28 protein-coding genes and 1 tRNA gene are annotated in these 25,233 nt (G+C 62.3%); 3 read left to right on the top strand and 26 right to left on the bottom strand.

Annotated elements, in window-relative coordinates; genetic code table 11:
- Positions 1-116 precede the first annotated feature (116 nt).
- The 3 genes from D2E22_RS08595 (at position 117) to D2E22_RS10890 (ending at position 1,027) form a co-directional block, all read left to right on the top strand.
- Complete coding sequence (locus tag D2E22_RS08595) at positions 117-311, top strand: helix-turn-helix domain-containing protein (RefSeq protein WP_126032697.1); 195 nt, start codon at positions 117-119, stop codon at positions 309-311.
- Between the two features lie 196 nt (positions 312-507).
- Entirely contained in the window at positions 508-702 is a 195-nt protein-coding gene (locus D2E22_RS08590) for a helix-turn-helix domain-containing protein (protein ID WP_126032696.1), read from the top strand.
- A gap of 190 nt (positions 703-892) precedes the next feature.
- On the top strand, positions 893-1,027 hold the full coding sequence (locus D2E22_RS10890; protein ID WP_277600019.1) for a hypothetical protein: 135 nt from the start codon (positions 893-895) through the stop codon (positions 1,025-1,027).
- Between the two features lie 395 nt (positions 1,028-1,422).
- Here D2E22_RS10890 and D2E22_RS10605 read toward each other — a convergent pair.
- The 26 genes from D2E22_RS10605 to D2E22_RS08470 all read right to left on the bottom strand — a co-directional run bounded on the left by D2E22_RS10605 (position 1,423) and on the right by D2E22_RS08470 (position 25,226).
- A tRNA-OTHER gene (locus D2E22_RS10605) sits at positions 1,423-1,484 on the bottom strand.
- Between the two features lie 209 nt (positions 1,485-1,693).
- The gene (locus D2E22_RS08585) at positions 1,694-1,990 is read right to left on the bottom strand and encodes a hypothetical protein (protein ID WP_126032695.1); all 297 of its coding nucleotides are present in this window, start codon (positions 1,988-1,990) and stop codon (positions 1,694-1,696) included.
- Between the two features lie 13 nt (positions 1,991-2,003).
- On the bottom strand, positions 2,004-2,951 hold the full coding sequence (locus tag D2E22_RS08580) for a GH25 family lysozyme (RefSeq protein ID WP_126032694.1): 948 nt from the start codon (positions 2,949-2,951) through the stop codon (positions 2,004-2,006).
- Positions 2,952-3,029: 78 nt separating this feature from the next.
- Positions 3,030-3,371, bottom strand: coding sequence for a hypothetical protein (locus D2E22_RS08575; RefSeq protein ID WP_126032693.1), 342 nt, complete (start codon positions 3,369-3,371; stop codon positions 3,030-3,032).
- Positions 3,372-3,448: 77 nt separating this feature from the next.
- On the bottom strand, positions 3,449-3,976 hold the full coding sequence (locus D2E22_RS08570; protein ID WP_126032692.1) for a hypothetical protein: 528 nt from the start codon (positions 3,974-3,976) through the stop codon (positions 3,449-3,451).
- Positions 3,977-4,058: 82 nt separating this feature from the next.
- Positions 4,059-4,556, bottom strand: coding sequence for a hypothetical protein (locus D2E22_RS08565; RefSeq protein WP_126032691.1), 498 nt, complete (start codon positions 4,554-4,556; stop codon positions 4,059-4,061).
- A complete protein-coding gene (locus tag D2E22_RS10600) occupies positions 4,549-4,716 on the bottom strand; it encodes a hypothetical protein (RefSeq protein ID WP_164518488.1) in 168 nt (55 codons plus the stop codon). Before D2E22_RS10600 ends, D2E22_RS08565 begins: the two co-directional genes overlap by 8 nt.
- Positions 4,713-5,081, bottom strand: a complete 369-nt coding sequence (locus tag D2E22_RS08560) for a hypothetical protein (RefSeq protein WP_126032690.1) — start codon at positions 5,079-5,081, stop codon at positions 4,713-4,715. Before D2E22_RS08560 ends, D2E22_RS10600 begins: the two co-directional genes overlap by 4 nt.
- Entirely contained in the window at positions 5,078-9,103 is a 4,026-nt protein-coding gene (locus D2E22_RS08555) for a collagen-like domain-containing protein (RefSeq protein WP_126032689.1), read from the bottom strand. Before D2E22_RS08555 ends, D2E22_RS08560 begins: the two co-directional genes overlap by 4 nt.
- A 16-nt stretch (positions 9,104-9,119) precedes the next feature.
- Positions 9,120-10,313 (bottom strand): hypothetical protein, encoded by a 1,194-nt coding sequence (locus D2E22_RS08550; protein ID WP_241218345.1) that lies wholly within the window; start codon positions 10,311-10,313, stop codon positions 9,120-9,122.
- A 46-nt stretch (positions 10,314-10,359) separates the two neighbouring features.
- The gene (locus tag D2E22_RS08545; RefSeq protein ID WP_126032688.1) at positions 10,360-11,274 is read right to left on the bottom strand and encodes a hypothetical protein; all 915 of its coding nucleotides are present in this window, start codon (positions 11,272-11,274) and stop codon (positions 10,360-10,362) included.
- 12 nt (positions 11,275-11,286) lie between these two features.
- The gene (locus D2E22_RS08540; RefSeq protein ID WP_126032687.1) at positions 11,287-12,258 is read right to left on the bottom strand and encodes a hypothetical protein; all 972 of its coding nucleotides are present in this window, start codon (positions 12,256-12,258) and stop codon (positions 11,287-11,289) included.
- Positions 12,259-12,268: 10 nt separating this feature from the next.
- Positions 12,269-15,652 carry a phage tail tape measure protein gene (locus D2E22_RS08535; protein WP_126032686.1) on the bottom strand — a complete coding sequence of 1,128 codons (3,384 nt, stop codon included), beginning with the start codon at positions 15,650-15,652 and terminating at the stop codon, positions 12,269-12,271.
- A gap of 13 nt (positions 15,653-15,665) precedes the next feature.
- On the bottom strand, positions 15,666-16,007 hold the full coding sequence (locus D2E22_RS08530; protein WP_126032685.1) for a hypothetical protein: 342 nt from the start codon (positions 16,005-16,007) through the stop codon (positions 15,666-15,668).
- Positions 16,008-16,045: 38 nt separating this feature from the next.
- Positions 16,046-16,552, bottom strand: a complete 507-nt coding sequence (locus D2E22_RS08525; RefSeq protein WP_126032684.1) for a hypothetical protein — start codon at positions 16,550-16,552, stop codon at positions 16,046-16,048.
- A 145-nt stretch (positions 16,553-16,697) separates the two neighbouring features.
- Positions 16,698-17,162 carry a phage tail tube protein gene (locus D2E22_RS08520; protein ID WP_126032683.1) on the bottom strand — a complete coding sequence of 155 codons (465 nt, stop codon included), beginning with the start codon at positions 17,160-17,162 and terminating at the stop codon, positions 16,698-16,700.
- Between the two features lie 41 nt (positions 17,163-17,203).
- On the bottom strand, positions 17,204-17,599 hold the full coding sequence (gene gp17, locus D2E22_RS08515) for a tail completion protein gp17 (RefSeq protein WP_126032682.1): 396 nt from the start codon (positions 17,597-17,599) through the stop codon (positions 17,204-17,206).
- Positions 17,599-17,970 carry a hypothetical protein gene (locus D2E22_RS08510; protein ID WP_126032681.1) on the bottom strand — a complete coding sequence of 124 codons (372 nt, stop codon included), beginning with the start codon at positions 17,968-17,970 and terminating at the stop codon, positions 17,599-17,601. Before D2E22_RS08510 ends, gp17 begins: the two co-directional genes overlap by 1 nt.
- Positions 17,963-18,394, bottom strand: coding sequence for a DUF6093 family protein (locus D2E22_RS08505; protein ID WP_126032679.1), 432 nt, complete (start codon positions 18,392-18,394; stop codon positions 17,963-17,965). Before D2E22_RS08505 ends, D2E22_RS08510 begins: the two co-directional genes overlap by 8 nt.
- Positions 18,391-18,861 (bottom strand): hypothetical protein, encoded by a 471-nt coding sequence (locus D2E22_RS08500; protein ID WP_126032677.1) that lies wholly within the window; start codon positions 18,859-18,861, stop codon positions 18,391-18,393. Before D2E22_RS08500 ends, D2E22_RS08505 begins: the two co-directional genes overlap by 4 nt.
- A gap of 2 nt (positions 18,862-18,863) precedes the next feature.
- Positions 18,864-19,823 (bottom strand): phage major capsid protein, encoded by a 960-nt coding sequence (locus D2E22_RS08495; RefSeq protein WP_126032675.1) that lies wholly within the window; start codon positions 19,821-19,823, stop codon positions 18,864-18,866.
- 30 nt (positions 19,824-19,853) lie between these two features.
- Positions 19,854-20,381: a hypothetical protein gene (locus D2E22_RS08490; RefSeq protein ID WP_126032673.1), complete on the bottom strand. Its 528-nt coding sequence runs from the start codon at positions 20,379-20,381 to the stop codon at positions 19,854-19,856.
- A 97-nt stretch (positions 20,382-20,478) separates the two neighbouring features.
- Complete coding sequence (locus D2E22_RS08485; RefSeq protein WP_126032672.1) at positions 20,479-20,751, bottom strand: hypothetical protein; 273 nt, start codon at positions 20,749-20,751, stop codon at positions 20,479-20,481.
- Positions 20,748-22,037 carry a VG15 protein gene (locus tag D2E22_RS08480; protein WP_126032670.1) on the bottom strand — a complete coding sequence of 430 codons (1,290 nt, stop codon included), beginning with the start codon at positions 22,035-22,037 and terminating at the stop codon, positions 20,748-20,750. The genes D2E22_RS08485 and D2E22_RS08480 overlap by 4 nt, the downstream gene beginning before the upstream one ends.
- 16 nt (positions 22,038-22,053) lie before the next feature.
- Positions 22,054-23,424 carry a phage portal protein gene (locus tag D2E22_RS08475; RefSeq protein WP_241218344.1) on the bottom strand — a complete coding sequence of 457 codons (1,371 nt, stop codon included), beginning with the start codon at positions 23,422-23,424 and terminating at the stop codon, positions 22,054-22,056.
- Positions 23,421-25,226: a terminase gene (locus tag D2E22_RS08470; RefSeq protein ID WP_126032668.1), complete on the bottom strand. Its 1,806-nt coding sequence runs from the start codon at positions 25,224-25,226 to the stop codon at positions 23,421-23,423. Before D2E22_RS08470 ends, D2E22_RS08475 begins: the two co-directional genes overlap by 4 nt.
- Between the last annotated feature and the right edge of the window lie 7 nt (positions 25,227-25,233).

Below are 25,233 nucleotides of genomic sequence, written 5' to 3'. Positions count from 1 at the left end.
GCCGGATGCAGACCTGAATGATTCCGTCCCACTTCATCAAGCGTGTCACGACCTCGGACGCAACTACCGACACCGACTCGGCTAGTACAATCGTAGACATTGAAAGGTGTTTTGACATGGGACTAGCAGAGTTGAGAAAAAGCAAGGGCCTAACCCAACGGGAGTTAGCAGAGCGTGCAGGGCTGCCCTACAGTCGCATTGCTGCAATTGAGACGCGCAAGCGTCCGATTGAGGACGCGAGTTTCAAGACCGTCCTCAAGCTCGCTGACGCGCTGAAGGTTAGGGACTTGCGGAAATTGTTGGACGACTGACAGTCGTCCGGGCGCCGGTGGGTTTAGTCCTACAGTCTCATAGGCTGACTGGCGCGGGAAGCACCGGCGGCCCCACATGGAGAGGCACACGGGCGCAAGCTCGCCGCGCAAGCGGCGCCATGAGGCAAAAAGGCGTGCCGACACACATGACCCACGAGACTAGACTAGAAACATCCGGGGAAAGGACGTGGAGAGTATGAATCTCGTGGAATTACGCGAGTCCAGAGGATTGACGCAACAGCAAGTTGCAGACGCGGCGGGTATGTCTCAGCAACGCTTGAGCGAGTACGAGCGGGGCGTGCGCCCCGTCTCGAACATGACGCTAGCGCAAGCGGTGAGGCTCGCTGACGCGTTAAAAATCAGGAATCCACGTAAACTGTTGGAGCCGTGAGGCTCTGGCGCCAGTGGGTTTGGCCCTACCGGATCATAACCGGACTGGCGCGCTAGCCACGCTTTCCGCGTGGTGTAGCCACATTGGGCACGGTGTGGCGATGGTGAGCGGCCCGAAGGGTATGAAAATGCCCCGAAGGTTGCAGCCTTCGGGGCATTTCTTTCGGGCCGTTAGTGCCTGAAAGGTTAACATGGCCAAGTATAGCACCATTTCGGGGCATCTGCAAGTGAACGGTCACGCGCTCGATATCGAGTATGTCGAGCGTGGTGCGGTCGTGGTTTGTGACGTGTTCGCGGGGATCGTGAAACGCCACTCGCTTGCCTAGGCGGTGTGGCGGCGAGAGGCGGCCACGGGTTTACCGATCACGTTTACCTGTCATGCTGACAACCAATCGTAATCGTTGGTATTGCAACGTTTTGACGTCCGACTGGTTGCGACACCCCCGGATTATGCGCGGGGTCGTCTATGTATTACTGGTGACAAGCGAACAGTAAAGCCCTGAAACCCTTGTGGCAGTAAGGCTGCGATTACTTGTCACTTGTGCTTGAGTGACTAGTGAACATGCGTGTGCGAAAAGCGAACATTCGTGGTGGGTGATGCCGGGAACTTATTCCGGATTTATTCCAATTCGCCACGATTCACCTTGATTCCACTCACTCCAGCAATCTTAAGAATCCAATGTTTCCAAGGGTTTCGGGCGAAATCGTTGGAACGTATGAGAGCGGATGACGGGAATCGAACCCGCGTAATCAGTTTGGAAGACTGATTGTCATACAGTCCGCAGCCGTTCTCTCAGGCCGTGTCCTCGCACCTGCACCTATTACTGGTGAGCCTATGGTGTACCTATTTTCCGTTTTTGTTCCGACTGGTGCCGGCGCATCTATTTTACACACGGACGGCGCGCCTCTGCGGACGCAAAAACGCCCCGCTCCCCCACCGTGTTGGCGGGAGGGCGGGGCGTGTGGTTTTTCTCAGGATTCTGGGATTATTCCTAGTTGACGTGGCGGTTGGGGTTGTAGGCGACCCCGAATGCAGCCGCGATGGTGGGGATCGCGCCGGCCATCGCGGACAGCAGGATAGTGACCCACTCGGCGGCATGCGCGGCGATGGCGACCGGAGCCGCCACGGCGAGCGTCACGCCGAGGATGGTGCACGCCACGTAGATCGCGGTACGCACCGATGGGTCGAACACCGGCACATACTGGTCCACGGTGCCGGGCATGCTGTCGGGCAGCGCCTGGTCGGCATCGTCGTAGGTGTGACGGGTGTCATCGAGGGTGTCGGTCATCGGTGTTTTCCTTTCAGTCGATTTTGAGGACCTGACCCGGATAGATCAGATTCGGATTGGCGATGCCGTTTTTCGTGGCAAGCTGCTGGTAGGTGGTGCCGTACTTGGCAGCGATGGCCGAGAGGGTGTCGCCGGCCTGCACCGTGTAGGTGCGGGCGGCGGGCTTGTTCGCGCCCAGTCGCGCGTTGACCTTCGCTTGGATAGCGGCCGGATCGTAGCCGGCCTGCTTGAGGCGGTTCACGCGGTCCTGCCCGTTGCCCCATGCGCCGGCGATGACCTCGCTTGCGATGGTGTCCTCGCTCTTCTTCGCCGGCGTCGGGGCGGACTCGGACGGAGCCGCAGCTGGTTCGCCATTCTTCGCCGCGTATGTGCGCCATGCATTCGCATCCATGTACGCGATGTTCAGGTCGAGGTCGCCGCTGTAACCGGACAGACGGCCCGCGCTCGTGTACTGGCGGATTGCGCACGCATACGCGCCCTCGTTCCACGGGTGCGCCTGATAGCCCGTCGGATTGTCGTCCGCGTACTGCGCGATCCACAAACCACAGTCGAGTTCCTTCGCCGCTGCGGCGACGTCATCGTATACGCTCGCCATCGTGTAGATGATCGGTTTGATTCCGGTGCGTTCGATGACGCGCCGCGCGACATTCTTGAGGTAGCCGACGCCGGGCCATGCGCCGTTCTGTTCCTGCTCCCAGTCGAGCACGAGCACGGCCTCGCCGATGTATCCCTTGATATTGTCGATGAAGAAGTCAGCTTCGGCCTGTGCGTTGCCGCCGCTCACGTAGTGGTAGACGCCGAGCAGGCGGCCAGCTTTCTTGGCCTGCTGGTACTGGCGGTCACAATCCGGGCTGATATAGGTCGTGCCTTGCGTGGCTTTCATGATGACGAAATCAGCAGGCACGGCTGCGAGATTGATACCTGCCTGCCAGTTGCTGACATCGATGCCATTCATGGTCATGGTTTTCTCCTTGGTTTTGTTGGATATGAGAAAGGCCACGGCGGGATTGCCACGGCCCCATGGGTTGGGTCTGATTGATTAATGAGTGGGTGGGTAGTTGTCCATCTGCTGTAGGTCGTGGATGATGCGCGACCCTGCGCCGTTGCCGCCTAGGGTGTGGTAGGAGTCGTAGATCTCCTGCGCCTCCTCGAGATCGTCGAGTGGCACCCATCCGCGCGCCACGGAGTCACGGTGCACGGTTTTGAGCATCGACAGCGCGGAATGCCTCGAGATGCAGTTCCTGGCTTTGACCTCGGGGGTCTCCTCACGGCGGCGCGTGGCCTGCACCCAGTCGAGCACATGCTGGACGATGACGGTGATCGTGCCCGAGCCAAGCACGCAGCTGGCGATCGTAATCCAGTCGCCGGGGGTGAGCGTCATCGTCCGTGCCTCCCTGATGGTCTAGGTGTCCGACGCGGCCCGCATCGGGCTTGAATCATCCACTTCAGCATGTGAATTTAGGAAGTGATATATGCGGGGTTGAACACGACCTTGGCGTTGCTCGTCGTGCGCGAGCCGTCGAAATAATCAAAAGAGGTCTCCCGCAATGCCAGCCAGTCGTCGAGCGTGCACAACAGCATGTCACGCCACCGCACCGCGCACCCCTCGGCCGAATGCGCATACAGACGCAAATTGACGTTGCCCGCCTGCTCCAGATGGAACATGCACGCATACCTGGTCATCAACGTCGCATACTCCACCCAGCCGTTGAGTCTCCAGCCAGTCTCCTGTGTCGTCACAGCCAGAGCACGCTGATCATACGAAACGAGACCTCCAGTGCTGGACCCTTCCAGGAATGCGGCGAAAACATATTCGCCCGCCGGCAACGTGTCCTGCCGCCAGGCGAACGCGTTGTCCGACCCGCCGTCAGACTCGAGACGGAGCGTATCCGCCTCGACGCGCATCGACACGCCCGAGGCGAGCCACATCGCCGGCCCCGACTCGCTCGGACGCGGATTCACCAACAGATTACGTAGTTCAAGCATTGCAACTATCCCTTTCTACGGCCGCGAGCACATGTCCCACTACCACCGCCAGAGCATGACGACCATCCACATGTGCAGGCCGTTAGGAAGCCCCCGGTTCGATGCTGTCACCATCGAACCATGCGACGCCGGAGTCGAGCATGGACTGATAGTCGTCGTCGCTCATGACGAGCAGGCGGCGGGCGCGCACCGCGTCGCCTGCCTTCGGCCCGACCATCAGACGCAGCTCGACTGTCGACGCGTCAGTCAGCACATTCGCTGGCGTGACGAGCCGGCCGGGCGTGCCGTCCCACGTGGCGCGCTGCATCTCCTGCGTCGGATTGAGCCGGATGAAACGCAGCTCATTGACCGCATAGGTGCCGACCGGCTCGTCGAGGTCTGCACCGAACCGCCACGCACCCGCCGCCAGCTGGATACGCATGTACACGTAACGATCATTGCCGGTCGCGTTATTCGTCAGCCGCATCCAGCCGTCGTCGCTCATGACGCTGATATCCTTGCCGGCGCCGGGCCTCCACGCATGCGCCTCGACCGGTTTCGGATCCGGCAGCAGGTTAGTCACCTCAACCGGATCACTCATGGCCCGCCTCCTCCATATGGTTCGCTCGCGCGAGTAGGGCCGCGTTAGCGGCCATGAGCACGGCGTTCTGGCGCGTCAGGTCGGCGATCTGCCGACACAACGCGTCCACGACCGCGTTCGCGTCCACCTCACCAATCGCATTCGCATTATTGGCGGTCATCTCATTCCTCCTTGTTTGACCTGATTGACGAAATCCTGTTCGAGGCCGGCGAGCACATCCTCCAACCCGGACAGCGCCGACCGCCCCTGCGAGGCCGCGGCGGGCATCGCGAACAGGCTGATACGGGGCGCCACGGGTTGCGGGTCGTCCTGTCCGGCGAGCACCTCGTACTTGTCCGCCCAGTCGATGGGGTCGGCGCCGGGTTTGGTGTGGTCGATGATCGCGTCGAGCGCCTCGTCGTAGGAGCCGAGGTTAAGCAGCGCCTTCCAGCTCGCCACCGCCTGGTACGGGATGGCGAGCTCGCGTGCGTCGTCGGTCGTGACGAAACAGATCCGCTGCGCGTCGTCGCATGTGATCGTGGTCATAGGTTCGCGTTGCCTCCTGTCGCGATGAGCATGCCGACGACGCAACGCGCGGCCTGCGAGTTGGGATTCCACCAGTGCAGATCGATCTGCGTGCTCGTGGCCGTCGAGTGCGCGCACGCGGCTGCCAAATTGGATTCGCAGCCGACCACGACACGGACGGTGCCTTCGGGGAACGGCGTCGGCCACACGTACGTGAAATTCTTCTGCGTCTGTTTTTCGACGTTGCCATAGTCGACACGGCAATGCACGACACGTGGCAGGTCGTCGATACGCCGGTTGTTGACGTAGACGCCCGCCGGGTCGTCGCCGCTGCTGGGGTTGCCGGCCATCGAAATCTCGAACCGTGTCGCGTTCACGCTCGTCTTGGTGTAGTAGATGTTGGTGGCGCCGCTCGAGCTGGTGTTGTCGCCGAGCCCGATTCTGCGACGGAACACGTTAAGCGCTGTGTTGTCGCCGACGGTCAGTGTCCAGCTTTGTGTGTTCTCGTGGCGGGTGCCGGCGCCGGGCACGACCTGGTCGGGAAGCCTGACGAACGCTCCGCTCATATCCCACGCCTGACCGTAGTCGGTTTGGAAGATGATGTCGGCCAGTCCCACGTCGTCGCCGGCGTTCATGGCGCCGATGACGATACGACTGCCCGCTCGGGCGGTGCGCAAACCACCCGTCAGGATGGCGCGGCCCGAGCGGCCGTCAAGGTTAATCATCTCCCTTCCGGTGTCATCGTAGGCGACGAGTTCACTGCCCCGGATCTTCACGCCCTTGTCGGCGTCCGGGTAGGTTTGCAGAGTGGCGCCGGTGATCTCGCCATTAGACATGACGGCGCCGTTGAGCCGGATCGACCCGTCAGCGCCGAGCACGAATGACGTCTGCTGGTTGGTGTCGAACGCGACGAGTCCACCGGAGGTGAATTTGATGCCGGTGTGCTCGGCGCGGCTGGTTTGGATCGTGGGCGCGGTGATGACCGCACCCGAGATCTCCCCGCCCGACTGGATGGCTCCCTTGAGGGTCAGCGCCCATTCGCCGGCATCGTTTTTCGCATACGACAAATGGTTGCCGAATATGATGCCGTCCGGGTTGATCCGCGCGATGGTCTTTTTGTTCGCGCCGGTGCCGCTCACGAGCGTGTAGTCGGCGCCCTCGATACTGCCACCGCTGATCGCCGGTGCGCTGAGCCCCGCGCCGATGATGTTCACCGACTGGAGGATCGCCTCACCGGTTTTCGCATCCAAGGTGACGACAGGATTACCCTGCGCATCCACCATGGCGAGCCCGTTGTCGTTGAGCTGGATGCGCTCATTGCTCGTAAGGAAAGCGCCGCCCCTGACGATTGCGCCGTCGAAAAAATCCGCCGACACGAGGCCCGCGCTCACCGTGCCACGCACAAAAATCGAGTCCGCGGCAAGCATGAGGTCAGCCCAGCGGGTGCCGTTCCATGTCCAGATGTGCTCGACCTCACCAGAGTAATCCGCGAGCACGCTCACGGAATTGTTCGGCTCACCTTCCCAATACGTCTCGGGAGGTTTGCTCGACGTCTGCCACCATTCGTCGCCAGGTTTGAGCAGATCATACTCCGGTTGCGCGGACAGCACGAACCTCTTGTTCTTGCTGTCCGCGGTGATCTGCGCGCCAAGTGCGGCCGCTTCCGTGGCTTCCAGGCGTGCGTTCGAGTTCGCCAGATCGGTCTCGAGTTTGCGGGCGAGCTGGGTCGCCTCGTCCGCCTGCCGCTGCGCCTCATGGATGAGCGTGACGTCCGTGAGCGAACAGTCATCGATATACGCGTCCACGGGCGTCGTGAACGCGATCCGGGCGCGTATCCATTTCACGCCGTCCGGGATGACGACCTCCTGCACGGCCTCGGTCCACTGGTCACCGGTGAACACCATGTTGACGGCTGGTTGGAAATCCGTCCACGTGGTGGTGTCGGTGACCGTTGCGTCCCCCGAGTATTGCAGGCGCAGACCACCATTGTCATTGCCCGACAGGGCGGTCAACAGCTTGTACCAGACACGGAAACGGTACCGGTCGCCCACCGTCACCGCGACCGGGTGCGTGCTGACCAGTTCGCGTGTGCCCGCACTGCCGTTGAGATACGCGCGCCACGAACCACTCCGGCACCACGGGGACTGCTGGACGAACCCAGCGGACGCTGCTATGTTCGTCGTCCACCCGTCCCCACCATGCTCGAACCCACCGTTATAGAGCAGTTCCTCCACCTGCGAGGACAACACATTGAGCCACGCCTGCGCGCTGGCTGCGTTCTGCGCCGCCGTGGCGGCGGTGGCTGCGGTGATTGTGTGCGCTTTGTCGAGGCGGTCGACCTCCCCGGCCGTGGTCTGGCTGAGCGTGTCCGCGTCCTGTGCGAGTTTCGCCGCGTCCTCGGCGCTGTTCTGCGCCGCCTGCGCCATCTTGTACGCGCCGGACTGGGTGACGTCCGTCCACGCCCACTGCCCATTGCTGTAATCCACGCGCGTCGACGTCCACAGATTGCTCGCCCGATCCAACTCAGGCTCCGTAGTCGACCACGCGCCCTCCGGGTTCTTCCCGGCCGGCTTGGCGGGTTTGCTTGCGGCGAGCACATAGTACGTGGTGAGCGCGGTCACGCTCACACCAGTCGCACCTGTGGCGCCCTGCGGACCGGTAGCACCCGTCGCGCCCTGTGGGCCTTGCGGCCCCTGCGCACCGGTGTTGCCCTTGGTCAGGCTCCACGTGTATTCGCTCGGGTCGGTCGGCTGCGAGTCGGACAGCGTGATGCACACGCCCATGTATGTACTGCTCGCGGTCGGCGCCGTGCTGAAATTCGCGCCGGCCTCAGACGTGCCATAGGCGAAATACGTGTAGTAGGTTTTGCCGTCCTCGCCCACGTCGCCCTTCGCGCCGGCCACACCCTGAGGGCCCTGCGGTCCCTGCGCACCGGTGTTGCCCTTGGTCAGGCTCCACGTGTATTCGCTCGGATCGGTCGGCTGTGTCGCGCTCGTGGACACGCACACACCGATATACGTGGACTGCGCGGTCGGCTCCTTGCTGAAATTAGCGCCCGACGCAGACGTGCCATAGGCGAAATACGCGTACCGGGTCACACCATCCTCACCCTTGTCGCCCTGCGGGCCCGTCTCACCCTGCGGGCCCTGCGGGCCGGTGGCGCCCGGCACACCTTGGATACCCTGCTGGCCCATGGGACCCGTATCGCCGGTCACCGGCGTCGCACCCGTCACCGTCGTTCGCCCGTCACCATACGTGATACGTGTGCGCATCCACACCGTCGCACCCGCCGGCCGCGTCACACTGTCCGTCGTCCACCCGCTCGTCGGCGCCGCAGTAGCGCCGCCAATCGCATACTCAATCGTGCTTCCGGTGATGGTCTTCGCGGCATTGTCCGTTGCGAGCTGTTTCGCCGCGTCCGCGGTACGCTCCGCGCTCTCCGCCGAGGTCTTCGCACTGGCCGCGGTCGAGGCCGCTGTACTGATGTCCTTGGCCTGCTGCTCCTGCACGCCCTCCACAGCTTCCACCCGCGACACCGTGTCGAGCACGTCCTGCCTCACGCTGGCGACGTCCGTCGCCATGCCGGCGTAATCACCCTTGAGCTTCTCGGTCTCGCCCCTGACCGCGGCCACAGTCTCCTGCGCGGCCTTGTCACCCTCCGCACGCAGATACGCCTCCGCCTCAAGCCCCTCACGATTCGCCTCAATCGCCTGCTGCGCCTCATTGATCGTCTGATTGACAATCGTGATCTGCGCGGCCGTATCCGCCGACGCGGCACCGAGGATCTCGGAGGCCTTCGCGTCCAACTCCTCCTGGCTGATACCCTCCCATAAGGGCGACTGCGTCTCAGATTCGGGATCGTAGCGGCTGATACCACCGTTTTCCGCGGTATCACCGATGAGCACACCCGTCCCATCCCCGCTCGGCACATACACGTTCGCCGCCTTGCGTGTCTGGTTTTCCTGAGCGGTGCGCAATGCGGTCTGCGCGACCTGCATGGCGAGGGTGTCCGGGTCGATTTTGATTTGCAGATGCTGCGCCATACGGTCTCCTCCCCTACTAGACGCTGATGTCCTCCATCACGTCGAACACGAGTTCAATTTTGTTGGTGTTGTCACCGCTCATGCGCATCAGCCGTGTGCTGTATACGCCATCCGGCAATGGCGGGTAGTCGCGGATGTCGAGTTTGACGAGTTCACCCGGCCAGATGTCCCCGACCGGGAATGATTGCGCACCGTCTGTGTTGGTGTCGGCCGCGTACACGCTGGCGGTGATCTGCATGAGAGGCCTGTCGTTCGCCGCGAGCATGCCGGCCGCATGCGCTTTGAGCACCGCCAAGTTGTCGGTGTCGGAATCCGAATACGTGGATTCACGCAACGGCCAATTGACGCCCGGCTTGCGCAATAGCGTGAGGTCCTCGGCGACCGCGGTGATCTGCGCCGCGTCCGTGCCAGCACCGCTCGCATACACGCGGTGCACCGCACCCAGATGGTCGACGGTCAGCTCGTCCAACGCGCCCGCATACGGCGCATACCCGAGCGAATGCACTTCCTTTTGGCCCAGCCAGATGTCACTGTCGGAACCGGCCAGGAACGCAAACCGCAGATGCCCCTGATCGGGCAGATAGGGGCGCAGTTGCATGTCGGGACCGTTTTGAATGTTCGACAAATCGGTGAGCAGTTTGCGGCACCCGTTGTTCTGAATGTCCCATGCGGAATATTCGCGGGTGCGCGTCCCACGTTCGCCACGATAGGTCCAGTCGATAGGCAATGCACCGGATGGTTTCGCATCCGTGCATTGCCATCCAATCTCACTCGCTATACCCCGATACGACAGATTCGTGAACTTGATCGAGTCGGGGCTCGTACCGTTTTTCCCGGTGCCATATTTTCCTTCGCGCACCAGGTAGCGGTGATCGAGCAGTCCGAACGGCGAGGTGAGGTTGAAACTGGTGTCGATGGCGGTGTCGGTGCGTACGCCAATGCTCGCGGCGACGACCGGTTTGCCAATCAACCCCATGTCGAGGTCATGCTGGGACGCCCATGCGAGCATGATGCCATACCGGTCCGGGGCGAGGATGCGGCGTTTGGCCTGCATGGTGTCGCCCGGCACCGACCCCCACGGCACCGTCACCCCCGACAGGTCGAGGTCGCCGACGCCCTTGTCTTTGAGGGTGGCGAGCGACGAGTCGGACACGTCCACGCTCCACGCGAATTTTGGCAAGTCGATGGGCGCGTGGATCACCCCGGTCATGGTCTCGAACACCCAACTGCACCACACCATACCCACCGCCCTTATGTTATTGTTTGACGCCCTGGTCGATGACGTCGAGTTTGATGCCCGACCAGCTGCCGTTGTAATGCACATTGGCGTTCATCCCGTAGCCGACCCGGCATTTGACGCTGACCGTGTGCACGCCACGGCCGCACCAGACATTCGTACGGAACTGGTATGGTTCCCACGCGCCACGGAAACAATAGTTGAAAAAATCACCGAGGGGGTTGCCGTCGATGTACACCTGCCCGCCCACCTCGCTGTATTTGCTCAAATCGCCCGCACCATTAGCGCCAGCCGCACTCGCGCAGATCGTGATCACGCATTCAAGGTAACGGTCCGTGGGCAGGTTGACCTGCACGCGGCACCATTCCTGCTGCGTGCTGTTCAGGGTCGTGTCCTGTTTGAGCTGCGCGGACGCGATCAGCCCCTGCGCCACCCCGTAGGGGACCGCGTAATCGATTTCCCCCACACGGGTCGCGTTGCGCAAACTGGTGCTGTTGGCGGGCACCTGCATGTAAGAGAGCACAGTCACACCCGCCGGAGGTGTGGGTTTGGTCGGACTGGCTGCAGGCGTGCCCTGCGTGACCCCGATAACCACGAGATTGTCGACGTCTTGGAGGTTCTTCTGATTGTGGGCCTGCAGCCAGATGCAGTCGATACGCGGATTCGCAGCCTGGTTCGCCTCGACCGCAGGGGCGACTCCCCCGGCGTAATACGCTTCCATGGCTCCGTCGGTGCCGGAACGGCTCGTGACGGCCACACCGGCGGCAACCGGGTATTGGAGCGCGTCCGACGCGCTGACGCCCAATCCGCAGACGATGCCCGTGGACGCCCAATGCGATTCGATGATCTTACGGTGTGTGAGCGAGTCGACGCCCTGCCAGCCGCCAGCATCCTTGCGGACGGCGCTGACACCCAATGCCGTGGTATCCACCATGATCTGCTCCTTCTACATGTATGTGTCGTGGGATTCGATGTCTATCCAGCCATTGCCGACCGTGCGCAGCAATACGCTCAGCCCGCCCTGCGGGGGCACTATGGGGAAACCGCGGTCGAGGAGTGTTTCGGACACGTCGACGCCGTTGACGCTTGCGGTGCGGGTGCGCGAGTCCAATATGAGCGGACTGCCAGCGTACACCGGCAGCGAGGTGCACAGCCGCAATCCGGTGCCGGGGAATTCTAGGTCCACACCGTCCGGCATGGGACCGTGCACACGGAACACCGGATAGGCGCGGCTCGACCCATTGTTGGTGACCACGCCAGTGTTCGATGCGGACGTCTCGTCATCATCGAGATAATACGTCAATGGATAGTGCAAGCCGTCGTCCCCCTCCAACGTGTCGAACAACACGCTCACACTGTTGTTGGGGTCGCCCTCCCACCCGGTCGCGAGAAAATCCTCCTGCGGATAGTACGACAGGCCGCCCGACCCGTCCTCGAGGCTCGCGCACTGCAACTGGCAACCACGCGACAACGTCGACAGGAGTTCAGGCCTCGTGCACACGATGCTCATCTGACCGGCCAAAAACTGCCAATTCACATTCTGCACGCTCTGCTCACTGTCAATCGAGTCGACGTACCCCTCGCAATACAGGTCGTGGCCGCCGTCCTGCACACGGATACGAGTGCTGCGGTGCAGGAACATGCGTAAATGTGTCTGCATGTCGAGCACCTGCTGCCGATCGTCCGCCGTGTCGGCGAGCAGCCGGTATTCAATAGTGACAGTGCGCGCCGAGTACAGGATCTGCGCGGCCTGCACATCATGCGCGCCATCACCCGACAACCGTTCGGACACATCGACCTTCGCCACCGGGGTCGTCAACCACCCGGACAAGCCGCGAAGGATCATGCCGTGCGCATCCGCCGACCCGTCGATGAGCGCGTCCGGAATACCGGGCGCGCTCAATGTCACCACACTCATGCGATGCCTCCTATCGACTGGCGCCCAGCAGGGTGCGCGTGTTCATGCGCAGTTTCGCAGCCGTCAACTCCGCCTGCACATACGGCGAACTGTTGGCCGTGAAATTGTTCGTCACCGTCTGGTTGAACACCGTCCGCGCAGCCAACTCGGCCTTCCGCTCCTCAACATACGGTGCGGCAGGAGTCGCCTGCACATAGCCGCCGGCCGCATACCCGGACGCAGCACGCAACTGCTCGTAGTAGCCGCCGTTGATGGCCTCCAATTCACGACGGTATTTCGCCGTACTACGCGCATTCGTGACGAATTCACCATTGGATAGCCAGTTCAGGATGCTGTCCGACGTGCCCGTACCTGGACCGGACACATACCCGCCGGTGGCTTTGCCAGCGAAAACATGCGGCGCCTGACCCTTGTCGATGCTTTCACGCATCTGCACGAGCCGTTCGGTGATCGTGTACGTTTTGTCCGCGATCTGCATCGCGTCCAACGACGCCACGCGGTTGATGTTCAACTGCGCGCTCCCGTTGTCCGAAATCGTGAAATACTTGTCGATGACCTTTTTGTTGTTGACCTCGTCCACGCTCTTCAACGCATGACCATTGTCACCCTTGATGACACCGGTCTTCTCATCGATCGTCCACCCATTAGCCTTGCAGACGCTCTGCCAGTATTTGCTGTTGTCGCCCAGCAGCTCACCGGTCTTCGGGTTAAGTTTCGCACCGTTCGCGAGCGCCAATATCGCGTCGTATTGCGCTTTGTCCGCAGTGATCTGGCCAGTTTTCGGGTCGATCTTCGCGCCGACTACCTCGGCGATCTGCAGCATGGCCGGCTGGTTGTTCGCGTAAATCAACACATTGCCGTTGGGCAGGCTCGTGGTTTTCGACGCGAGTTCACCGAGCGCGGACTGGGCCGGTTGAATATCAACGTTGACCTTGGGATTTGGGTTGGTTTTTTCGAGTTCCTCGAGTTGTTTCTTGAGGTTTTCGGTTTCGTCTCGGGTCAATCCGTAGGTGTCGGCGAGTTCGTTGGCTTTCTCACTGCTGATACCTGCGGCCGTGGCCGCTTTGATGAACGCTTCGCGCGCATTGTTGAGCGCATCACCGGCACGCTGGGTTGCGCCTTCCATGTCGCCGGTCGCTTGTCCTTCTTCGAGGAATTTTATCGCGGTGTCCTGTGCTTGGCCAGCGAGCCCGTACAATGCGGTTTTCGTTTCCTCACCTTCTTTTTGAAGGCCCTCGAGGTAGTTGCCGTTCTCGTCGAGCACGCGACCTTGTTTGGTGAGGTTTTCCACGGTTTCGCGGATGCTCTCATCAAGTTGCACCTGTGCCTGTGCGGCGCTCAACGCGGGAGCGGCCATAGCGAACAGACTGTCGATGAGATCGTCGACGGCGTCCGCGTACTCCTCAGCCGCTTTTTGAGATTCCTCCATCGCCGCCGTGAGCTCACTGGTGCCGTCGGCCGCATCCTGGGCGGCGTCCCCGGTCTTGCCGGTGGCTGTAGCGAGTTCCTCATTGGCCTGCTTAGCCTCGTCGGCTTTCTGGTTCGCCTCGTCATACGCGGCGGTCAGGTTTGCCAGATCGGATTTCATGACGCGAGCAATGTTGAATTCAGCCGTGTCGGAATCGTATCCAGACCATTCATCAATGATTTTGTTGATTTTGTCCAGTGCGCCGGTGTCACCCTGTGCGGCGAGCACGAATTCGCTCATACTCACGCCTGCCTTGTCGAGCGCACCCGACAGGTTATCGACACCAGTCTTCCATCGGTCGTACCAACCGTAGTCCACGGACTGCGCCTGTTTGACCATCTGCTCGGATACGTTCGCACCGGATTCGATGGCTGACTGCAATTCCTGCGTGCGGGCTTTGGCCTCCTGTGCCTTTTTCGCATAGTTGGCCAGTCCGATACCGGCGATGGTCAATGCGATGCCAAACGGGCCGCCGAACAGGTTCATTACGCCAGAGCCGATGCTTTTCACACCGCTCATGGCTGTCTGCGCGCGGGTCATGCCGTTCGACATGAGCTCCGCACCGCGAGCACTCGACCGCATGGCGGAGAACACCTGCGTCATGCCATCCGACACCAATGGTGCAGCGGTCTGCAGCCGCTGAATCGGGTCCAATGCCAGACCCAGATTTTTACCAACCGCACTGCTGGAGTTCTGCAAATCTCCGAACACTTTGTGCATGCCTGCGACGGCACCGACCATGATGCCGGCTTTGACGATGAACTGCTGTGTGCCCTCGTCGAGGCTCGCGAACGCGTCCACGACACCGGTGATGCCCTGCACAATATCCCGCAATGCATCGTTCGCGCCGGAACCGGTTTTGATCAGCGCCGTCTCGAACGCGCCGCTCAACTGTTCGAGGTCGCCTTTGAGGTTGTCGGTTTTCGCGGCGGCCATCTTCGCGGCCACACCCGACTCGGATACGGTCTTCGTCCACTGAGCGACACCACTGGCGCCGGCCTCGTAGAGCGCGTTGGCGGCTCGTACCGCGTCCGCGCCGAAGATGATGTTCATCGCCGCGTTGCGCTGTTCCATCGACAGGCCGCCCATACGCTCCTGCAATTGGCCGGCCAGTGCTTCGAGTCCGATGAATTGGCCGGACGCGTCGTACGCGTTGATGCCGAGCTCCTCCATCGTGCGCGCAGCCTCTTTGGATGGGCCGGCCAGACGCTGGAGCATCGATTTGAGGCTGGTGCCCGCGTCGCTGCCGATCATGCCGGTGTTCGCGAACAATGAGAGCGCGCCGACGGTCTCCTGCATCGAGATGCCGAACGAGTTGGCGACCAGACCAGCCTGCGAGAGCGCGTACCCCAGATCGGATGCGGAACCTTGTGCGGCGGCGGCGCCGGCGGCAAGCGCGTCGGCGACCGCCCCGGCGTCCTTGCCTTCGAGTTTGAACTGCGCCAAGGCCGAGCTCATGAGTTCCGCGGCCGCGGCGACTTCCATGCCATCCGAGGCAGCGAGATTCAACGCGCCGGACAGGCCACCGTTCAACACGTCGGCGGTGCTCATACCCGCCTTGGCGAGCTCATTGATCGCGTTCGCGGATTCGGTCGCATTGTAGACGGTGCTTTTGCCCGCGTCCAGGGCGGCGTTCTTCAACGATTCGAGTTCATCGCCGGTGGCGCCGGTGTTGGCCTGGACCTCGCTCATCGCCTCGTCGAAATCCGCAAACATCCTGACAGCGGAGACGCCGAACGCCAGGCTCATGGCACCGACGGCCATGCCGGCCTTGGTGGCTGCGGTCTCGAATTGTTTGGCACGGTTGGTGGGTTTGACGATGGTGGTGGCCAACTGGTTGGTCTGGGCTGCGGCGGTCTGCATTTTCGCGGAATAATCCGAGATGTTGGCCGTCAGACGGACCATGATGTTCTCGTTCACCGCCATCGCGTGTCTCCTTCTAGTGTCGGGGTTTCAGCCGTGTGGTCTGCGAGTGGGGCGCTTCAACGACACCGCTTTTCGCGTATTTCTGCATAGCGAATTCTCTGGCCTGTGAAGCGAAACACATGTACACGTCCGCCCCGTCGAACAGCTGGTTGAATTTTTCCTCATCGTGGCAGATGCCGGGATCCATGCCGCACAGAGGGCATACATGGGTTTGTTCGTAGAGATCGAGGGCGAGCATCCATGCCTGCTCGCATCCGTCCCATTCCACGGTGTCGCCCTCACTGGGCGTCCAGCCGCGGAAACGTTTGTAGCTGATGCCGAGTGTGCGCGCCGTGCGCAGGGACGCCCGAAGCATGGGATCGTCGGCGATGCGTTGGGCGAGCCGGTCGAGGTTCAGGCTTTTGGGAGTGAGACCGCGGGAGTGTTGAGTTGCTGCACGATCGGCATCATGGAGACCAGTTGGCTGTCGGGCATCTGGTCAAGCAGGCCGGACAGTTCCGCCTCGTTGAATTCCAATGGTTCGTCAGGGGTGGGTTGCATGTGCGCGCCGGTGGCCATATGGGTCACCGCGTCACGAATCAACGCGAGCATGTCCTGTTTCGGTTGCCCGTCTTCCATGCTGGTGTTCGCGGCGACGAGCTGTTCCCACATGCTCGCGTTCAATCCCCGCACCTCAAGGATGAGCGTATGCTCACGGATGGTGCGCACGACCTGTTCGAGGTCCTTGCGTAGTTTCTTCGCGTTGCCGGCGCGCGTGGACAGTTCTTTTTCGGTCAGCCCGCTGGTGGGTTCGGTTTCGAGTTGTTCCAATTTCTTTGACAACTCGCGTGACTGGTTGAGGGTGTCGAGGTCGGTGACGATCTCGATCGTGCCAGTGGGGCGTGTAATCGTAGGTAGCATGTGATCCCCTTACCTATGTGGAGGCCGCCCCACCGTGCGGTGCGGGCGGCCCCGTTGTGTGTGGTTGGCGGTCAGGCGCCGGCATTGGCGGCGACGGTCGCGGTCTCGTCCTGCGCGCCCGGCGACACACTGAATGTGATCTGGCTCAGCTGACGCTGGTTGACGGCATGCGCGACCGGCGTCTTGATACCGATCTGATAGGCAGCACGCTGACCTTCTGACCGGCGGCGAACGCCTCATCACTGGGCAGGCCACGGCGGCGCACGAAATAACCAGTCTTGCCGCGCGTGAGGGTCTCGACGAGCGTGTTGTCCACGGTCTTGCCGGCCGCGTCGACACGGTTGATGTTGTCCACGACGCGCAGCAGCGTGTCGGTCCATGTCTCCTGTCCGGGAATCTGACCGACCTCGGCGGAGCCTTCGCGGTCGTCGTCGATCATGTTCTGTCCGTGCGTGGCCTGGAAACCGTCACCGGTCAGCCACATCGACATGTCCAGCACACCGTTGCCGGTCAATTCCGCCACGGTGGGCGCTTTGATGTCCTTGATGGTGGGCACGAACACGGTCTTGACCATGCCGTCCTCGAGCGAGGCGGACACTTCGTTGCTCATAGCATTCTCCTTGATGGGTTGTTGATTGGTTACTACAGGGTTCAGTTGGCCCAGCCGACCGTCCAGGTGAGCACCCGCATCGCGAACGGGCTGCCGGTCAATGGGGAGACGAGTTCTGCCGAATAGACGCCCGAATCACGTTCGGGCACCAGACGGCTGAACCCGCGGCCGGGGTATGCGCCGTCGAGCGCGGCCTGCAGTTTGCCGCACACGATGCCGATGGATTCGTCGGTCTCGCCCACGACACGGATGTCGAGGCGCCCCACATGCGAGGTCGTGGCCAACGATTCGGTGGACTGCCGTTCGAATTCGGAAAATGAGACGACCACCCATGGAGGGCTTTCGCCCTGCGCGGGCACTCCCCTCCACACGCGCCACCCTTTGAGCGGGGGAACGAGGGCGAGGACCTGTGTGCGCGCCTGCAGATACGTGACCATCAGTCCAATCCCTCCATCGCCTCGCTCAGATAGTGTTTCCACGTGTCGAGTTCGGCTTCGGCGTGCTCATAGAATTGGTGGCGGCCGCCACCCTTGTAGGTGCCGAAGAACGCTATGTTCGCCAACCCGCCCGCTTTCGCGGCCGGGCCGATGGCGACGGTCACCTGCATGGGCGCGCTCAGGAACGGGGTCTCGTATTCGATGGGAATCCGCGCGATACCCGGATTCGACGAGGTGCGCAAGTCGGCGATGACCGCCTGTTTGATCTTGAGCGCGGCCTTGTTCGTGGTCGCCTCGATCTTCACCCGTTTCCTCGACGGGGCGAGCCGCAGTTTCGAGGCGAACGCGGCCAGTTGTGATGCGTCATTCATCGGTCGCCTCCGCTTCCCGTGGCATCTGCGACACGTTCCACCGGGCCGCAGTCGCCAACGTCTTCTCGGATTGCAGGTTCACCAACCGCAGGCGCGCACCGACCAGAGCGGCGTCCATACTGGAGTCGATGTGTGCGATGTCTCCCGGCCGGCATCCGGTCGCGGTGTAAGGCAGATGCAGGTACAGGCTCCACACGGGCACGTTGCCACCCACGTTCGTGCTGTCGCCGCTGGCGGAGACGACCTGACTGGCCACGCCGCCGGCGGTCTGCACACGGCACGCCCCGTGGTAAATGACATCCACGACCGGCGTGGTGACCCCCGTGTCGGGGTCGACCTCGAACCGGCCGGTCGGACGGGACACCGTGCATATGTCGCCCATAAGGCGCAACGCGTCCGACCGGCCGCGCGCGAGGGTGCTCATAATCCGTTGACGACGAACCATGGGACACCCCCGTCCCGCGTATACCCGTCGGCGTCACCGCGTGTGGTCGCGATGGACGCGACGCTTTTGGCGACCACGCCCGACACCTGTTCACGCACGGTGTCGAGCATGCGCTGCTCGCTTTCGGTCAGATAGATGCCGGACGATTCGACCTTGCGGCCGCCACCGTCCATCGCGTCATCGATCTGGCTGGTCCATTGCGTCTCCGCGTTCGGGTTCACGTAGTAGCGGGCCGCACAGGATAGGGTCACGTCCGCGAGCGCCTCGGGCAGTCCCTCGCATAGTTTGCCGTGCTCGTCCGCCCATTGTTGGCGTGTGTAGGAGCGTACGAGGTTGGAGGCGGCGCGTAGCACGCGTGTTGCGCGCCGCTGGTCTGGTTCCTCGTCGATGGGTTCGCCGAGCCATTCGGCCAATTCATCGACGGTCGCGAATGGCTGCAGCGTCATGGTCAGGCCTTGGCGGAGGCGCCGGCCGCGGCGGGTGTGATGAAACCGGCCGGATACTGCTTGCCCTTGGCGACCAGACGTGTCATGGGATTGGCGACCGCGAAACCGACACGCATGACCACGCGCATGATCTTGGAGTCCTGCTGCATGGCGTTGTACACGACCTTGCCGTCGGCGTCGGAGATGATGCCCTGGTCGAAGATCTTGAACGTCATGTCCTGGCGCACGCCGTACACGAACTTGCTCCAGTCCGCGGCGAGCAGCTCAGCCTTGGTGGGGTCCCATGCGCCGTTGGTGACCTCGTTAAGGTCGTACCCGTACAGGCGGCTGGGCTGTCCTTCGGCGATGCTGGGCGAGTACACCGGCTGTCCGTTGGCGTCACGCAGGCCGATGAGCTGCCAGTTGAGTCCGGCCTTGGAGGCGAACCCGTTGATGGCGAAGCCCTGTTCGGCAATCTTCTGGCCGAGCGCGGCGACGTCGGCGGCGAAATCCGTGCCGGTTCCGGCGGCGATGGTGTTCTTCGCGGCCGTGGCGCCGGCGAGGATGTCGGTGCCCCATGTGGTGGGTTTGTCGACGCCGAAGATCGCGGCTTCGTCGATCTTCTTACCGAACGCTTCGGCGATGAGCGGGCGGATCGCGGCCCACAGGTCGATGTCGGCGTCCTCGACCACGGAGTCGGGGATCGGGACGAGCACCGCGAGTTCCTCGGCGCTGATGGTCACGTCCTCCCACCCGGTCTTCGTGGTCTGCTTGAGACCGCCTTCGGCGACCCAGTATGCTTCGGGCAGGCTGGCGAGCACCGGCTGTTCCTTCTTGGCCTTGCTCATTGTGACGCGCTTGGCGCGGTTCGCGATGACGGACTGCTGGGGCAGTGTCTGGATGATCTCGGTGGAGCGTTCGTTCGGAATGAGGGCGTCACCCAGATCGGAACGCTTGATCGCATTGGCGAAATTCTCTGCCATGGGGGTTCCTTCCTAAAAGGTTATGGATGTTCAGTGTTGTGCTGCGCGCAATGCTTCGCGGATGAAATCGCGTGGCCTGCCATTGCCGGTCGGGTCGATGCCGCCGGTGGGTTGGCGGCGCAGCGGGTTGAGATGCTCCGGCCCATCCGGCGCTGCCGGTTTGAGTCGTGCCGCGAGCTTCGCGGCCTTGGCTTCGAGTTCCTCCGGACTGCCTGAGCCCAGGAACTCCATGTCTTCCTCGGACAGGGATGGATGCTTGGCGCGGATCTCCGCGAGCGTCTTCGCGAGACGCAACCGGTCGAGTTCGGCTTTCGTCTCGGCGAGATCACGGTCGGCTTTCTCCCGCTCGGAGAGCTTCTCGTCCTCATAGGCGCGGTTTTTGTCCTTGAGATCCTTGTTCTCCTCACGCAAATGCTGCACGAGCTTCCATGCCTTGTCCGCGTCGAAATCATCGCCCCACGGGTTCTGTGGCTCCTGCGGTTCAGACGCCGCCGGGTCGGGTTGCGCCCCCGTTCCCGTCCCGTCCTGCTCGGGGTCGTCGTTCTGGTTGTCAGCCATGATGGCATCCTTCCTGTTGTGGGTTCCGTGCCCGGCCTGCGGGCAACAAAAATCCCCACCCGCCACTGGCCGATGGGGAAAAGTTTTGTACTGCTGTTCAGTTGTTGAATTCGACCTTGTTCAGGGTGTCTCGGAATCGATGGAATTCCGGCCATTCTGGATCATTGGCCAAGTCGCGCACCTGCTGGGGGAAATGCGATAGTCGTTGCATATCATCACCGGCAATATCCAACGCATCGATAATGGCTAAATCCGGTTCTCCGCAATCAATCGCATCCTGCATGATGTCCCTACGGATTTCGTCAGTGCAGGCGGAGGCAGCCATGCTAGATTCGGCCATAGGGAACAGATCCTCATATTGAATGCTCATGAGATCCCCTTCCATTGGCGTTTCTTTGACTTTGCTACCTTTATTCTACCATTTTCAGTGTTTCTGGTCACACCGTCCCCTCCAATTGGGTATGCTCGGTCAATCTCAAACCGTCCATCCCTGAAATATGCTTTGACCTCAATCTGGACACCGTCGATTTCCTTACCGAAAACGGTGAGTCCATGCTCATCGCGAGGTGGCATGACCCATGTGGGCGACCGGACGGTTTCATAGACGCAGTCCATAATCCGAGCTTCATCCCATTGCGCTGGAAATTCCGTTTTTCTCAGAATTCCTGAACCATGTAGATGCCCGCCTTTCCTACCATCTCCATGCAGGATGTGTCCCTGAACTTCATCACTGATGGCCACTGGGATCGGCGACGTTCCATGTTTTGGCGGGAACTGTGCGACCACACGCACTATCTGTCGTTTACCAGATGGCTCCGCATGTGATCCAGATCCGACAATTCGGGCCAATGTCACCCTCTTGCCGCCAGATGGCTTCGGTGTACGAACGTTAGGCGAATCCCTGAACCTGCCTTTGTCTCTCATGATGGGCAGGATGTTCTGCCATGTCTTCTCACCCTTGGGGAACCGTTCGGCGGCACGGTAGTAGTCGTCGATCCACTGCTGCTCCTGTTCGGTGGGTCGCCAGTCGCCGTACACGACCTCGACGGTGCACCCACACCGATTGTGATATTTGCCGCTTGGTGTGTCCGCCTTGAGCGCGGTTTTCTCGCTCAGATAGACAGGGCCTCGGGAGACGAGCATCGCGCAGAACGCGCACGGGTCACCGTCGGACACGCGCCTCCAGCCGGTGGCGCGTGGATCCTTTTTCGCCCATTCCTGGATGGTGCGGCGGCCGCCGGTGAGCACCGCCTCATGGAATTGGCCGAGGAACAGGCTGCGTGCCGCGGCCCACGCCGCCTCCTCGGTCTGCCCCTTGGCCAAGTGCCACAGCACATTCGTGGCGCCCATCCAGTCGAAATCCTTGGCCGCCTGCCGACGGTCGAACCGTGGCATCGCGATGGTAACACCGTCGCCGGGCTCGCCGATGCTCGCCTCGCGGTGTTGCGGCAGGTAGCGGGCGGCCATACGTGCGCTGAGCTGGTACCAGCGGGCGAGCAGGTCGATCATGGTTTTCTTCCAGATCGGCTGCGTGCCCTTGAGGTCATGCAGGTCGAGTGTTGAGTCCCATAGGCGGCGGGCCTGCGAGTCGGCGGTGATGGCGAGCCGCACTTGGTCACGACGGTGCTTGTCGGTCAGTTGCGCCGCTGTGACCATGCGCACTCACCCCCGCCTATTCGGTCGTCGGTTGCAGTTGCTCCCCGTAGATGCGGGCGGCCAACTCGTCGGCGTCCGGGTGCGCTTCGGCGTATTCGCGCCACGTGTCCGCCTCGGTCTTGGTGACGCCAGGGATCTTGTCCCACAGGCATCGCGCCGGCACGCCCAGCATCTGCGCGGCCTTGCCGAACGCGTCGACGGCCTGGCTGATGGTGCGCGTGTCCGTGTCGGCCCACACCGGCGTCAACCCCATGTTCGCCGCATCATCCATGCGTCCTTCGGCCGCCGCGCACAACCGCAACGTGTCCAAATGGCTTATACCGAACGTCTTGCGCCGTTCGTTGCGTTTGGCATAGAATCCGGCGCGGCTTTCCTCGATGCCGGCGTCACCGACGTTGACCATCTTGCCGAACGCGGTTGCCGGTGTCTGCGAGACCGCGGCGAGCTCGTCCACGTCGGATTGTTTCGCATTGACGATGTTGTCGAGGTCCGTTTCCGGCAGGGTGCTGAACTGGACGCCCTCGCCCCCGAACAGCATGCTGTCCTGGCGCAGTTCGAGCTTGCGTTGCTCCTTGGCCTCATCGTCCAGTTCGCTCAGGTCGAGGCCGGTCGCGGTCTTGACCTTCCAACTGTTGTAATGCTGGGCGAGCAGACGGTCGTAATTGTCCTTGTTCAACCGTTTGGCGAGTGGGATGTAGGGTTCGACCTCGCCGGGCGTGCGCCCCTGCAGGTCGATCTGGTTGCCGTAGCGCACGACCGGGCACACGGGCTCGCCCTGCGCGTCGCACACGCCATGCGCCGTCGGTTCCATCAACGCAAGCACGCCGTTCTTGTCCTGCTGGAACCGCCACACGTTCCAAGCATCCCACACCTCGTACGCGGTCGTGTCATCACTGAGAGCGATGACCGCGAGGAACAATTGCGGGAACACGTCACTGGCCGGGTCATTGTAGAGGGCGAGCGCGCGCATTGGCGTGTGGCAGGTGATCCGTGCGAACCCGTCGTCACCGACATGGACGGACGTGTAGGCGGACCCGTAGGCGATGGCCGCCTGATGCAGGGGGATCTGTTTGGCGCCCATGCGGTTGCGGTCCCATGGTTGCCACATGCGCTTCGCTTTGGTGTTGTCGATGTCGTCTGGGAATTCCACACCGTCGAGGTAGAGGGTTTGGGCGAGTGTGGTGACGACCATGCGCAGCCATGGGGTTTCGCCGATGTCGCGCATGGTGCGGTGTTCGCGGGAGGGGCCCTTGAGCAGGAGTTTCTGCGGGTCCCACCGCCACCAGCCGTCGATGGTTTCGAGGTCGGGCAGTTCGCGCTCGTATTTTTCGCGCAGGTCACTGAGCGCCTTGGTGGCTTGGGCGGCGTCCTGTAGTTCCGTGTTCACCAGATGACTCCCTTCGAGCGTGACTTGCCGCTGTTCAAATAGTCGCGGCGGATCATGCGTGCGCCGATGGCGCAGATGGCGAGGTCGATTTTGCGTCGGCTTTCCCTGTGCTCCTTGGCGATGCTCATGCCGGCGCGGGTGGGTTGGCGTCGCGCGTTGAGCATGTGGACGCGCAGGCGGGCGTCGCCGTCGTGGGGCATGTTCGCGTCCGCGATGTCGCTGTATGCTTGGTCGACGGCGGCCACGAACCGTTTCTGCATCTGGTAGTCGACCATGTCGAACATGACCGCGTGCCGGTCGCGCCCACTGGGAGTCGCCCAGACCTTGAGGCGTTTGCCGTAGTCGCGGTGCCAACGGTCGAACAAGCTATCCCAGTACCGTTGCCCGGTTTCCGAGTCGAGCACGTGGCTGGGGTCGCCGTAGAAGCCGATGACATGGAAGCGGCGGAATGCTTCGCGTACGGTGTCGTCAACAGTTTCGCGGGGCACACGCCAATTGCGGGCGGTGTCGCCGTGCAGGTTCGCGGGCCGTTGCCACATGCCCAATGGTTTGACGAACCCGTCGTCCAGGCGGCAGGCGACGAGCGCGGTGGCGTCGTCGTTGAGCGAACAGTCGAGGAACATGGTGATGGCGTCGCCGTCCTCGAGGCACAGGGTCTCGTCGCGGTTGGCGTCCCATTCCTGCGCGGTCACGTACGCGTCCTCGGGCGCCATGCACTGGTTGTACCATTTGCGCCGCGATTCGCTCACCGGGTTCTTGGGGTTGATGACCTCCTTGACGATGCGCCGTGTGGACAGCCAGATGCTGTCGCCTCGGATGTCCTCGATGACCTCGGGGATCGTGGCCATGTCCATCTTCGTATCGGGCGCCGCTTCGATCGAATCGTAGAGCAGGCCGAAATCGTGGTAGCGGGGGCGTGCGCCCTCGTCCTTGCTGCGCTCGTCGCCTTGGGTGCCTTCCCATGCCTCGCGCACCCGTTGGGCGACACTGTCTTCGCCGTCACGGTACGCGTTGCAGATGTCGAGCATCTTGACATTGACGGTTTCCTCACGTTTGGCCGCGTTGCCCGACAGTGCGCCGTCCATGTCGTGCCCGCCATTCGAGGCGTTCCAGTTCTGCGTCTCGTTGCGGATCACGAACGTGGGGCGGCCGCCCTCCAATGCGAGCGGCGAACTGGTGACGGCCTCGATCTGTCGGCTGTCGCCCAACGCCCACATGTTGAGCTTGCCGATCTGGATCTGGTAGTGGCGGCGCGTGTCCGCGGGAATCAGACCGGGCAACAGTTTCATCGTGTTCTTCGTCTGCTCCTGGGATACGGCGCACACCTGCACCCACGCGTTCGGCTCCTCACGCCCCACCGGACGGCCACTACCGTCGAAATGGTCGAACGTCAATGGCGCGAAACAACTGGCGACCGCGAGCGCCGCGGCGAGCGGGTCCTTGCCCCACCCCTTGAGCCGCTGCAGCACCGCATTGTCGTGCAACGGGCGGCCCGATTCGTCGAGCGCGTAGAACCACAGGATGAACCGGGCCTGTTCGTTGGTCCATTTCCACGGTTTGCCGGTTTTCGCGTCGCGCAGCCAGTAGCCGCTCCATGCGAGCAGGTCCCAGCCGAGCGTCAACTCGGGTAGGATCCACCCGTGTTCGTCGCGGCGCCATGTGGGTCCGATGAGCTGTGGGGGGTGGTGCCATTGCGGCGCCGCCTGTTCGCTGAGCGTGGTGTGGTACCAGTCGCGGATCTCGTCGAGTTCGTCGGCGCGTGTGGTCAGCAGGGTCGGGCCCGTGCCCCGTAGCCGAGCCATGAGCCAC

Source organism: Bifidobacterium castoris (assembly GCF_003952025.1).
Classification (GTDB): Bacteria; Actinomycetota; Actinomycetes; order Actinomycetales; family Bifidobacteriaceae; genus Bifidobacterium; species Bifidobacterium castoris.
Note: the sequence above shows the minus strand (reverse complement) of the source record. Positions and strands in the feature narration are given on the sequence as shown.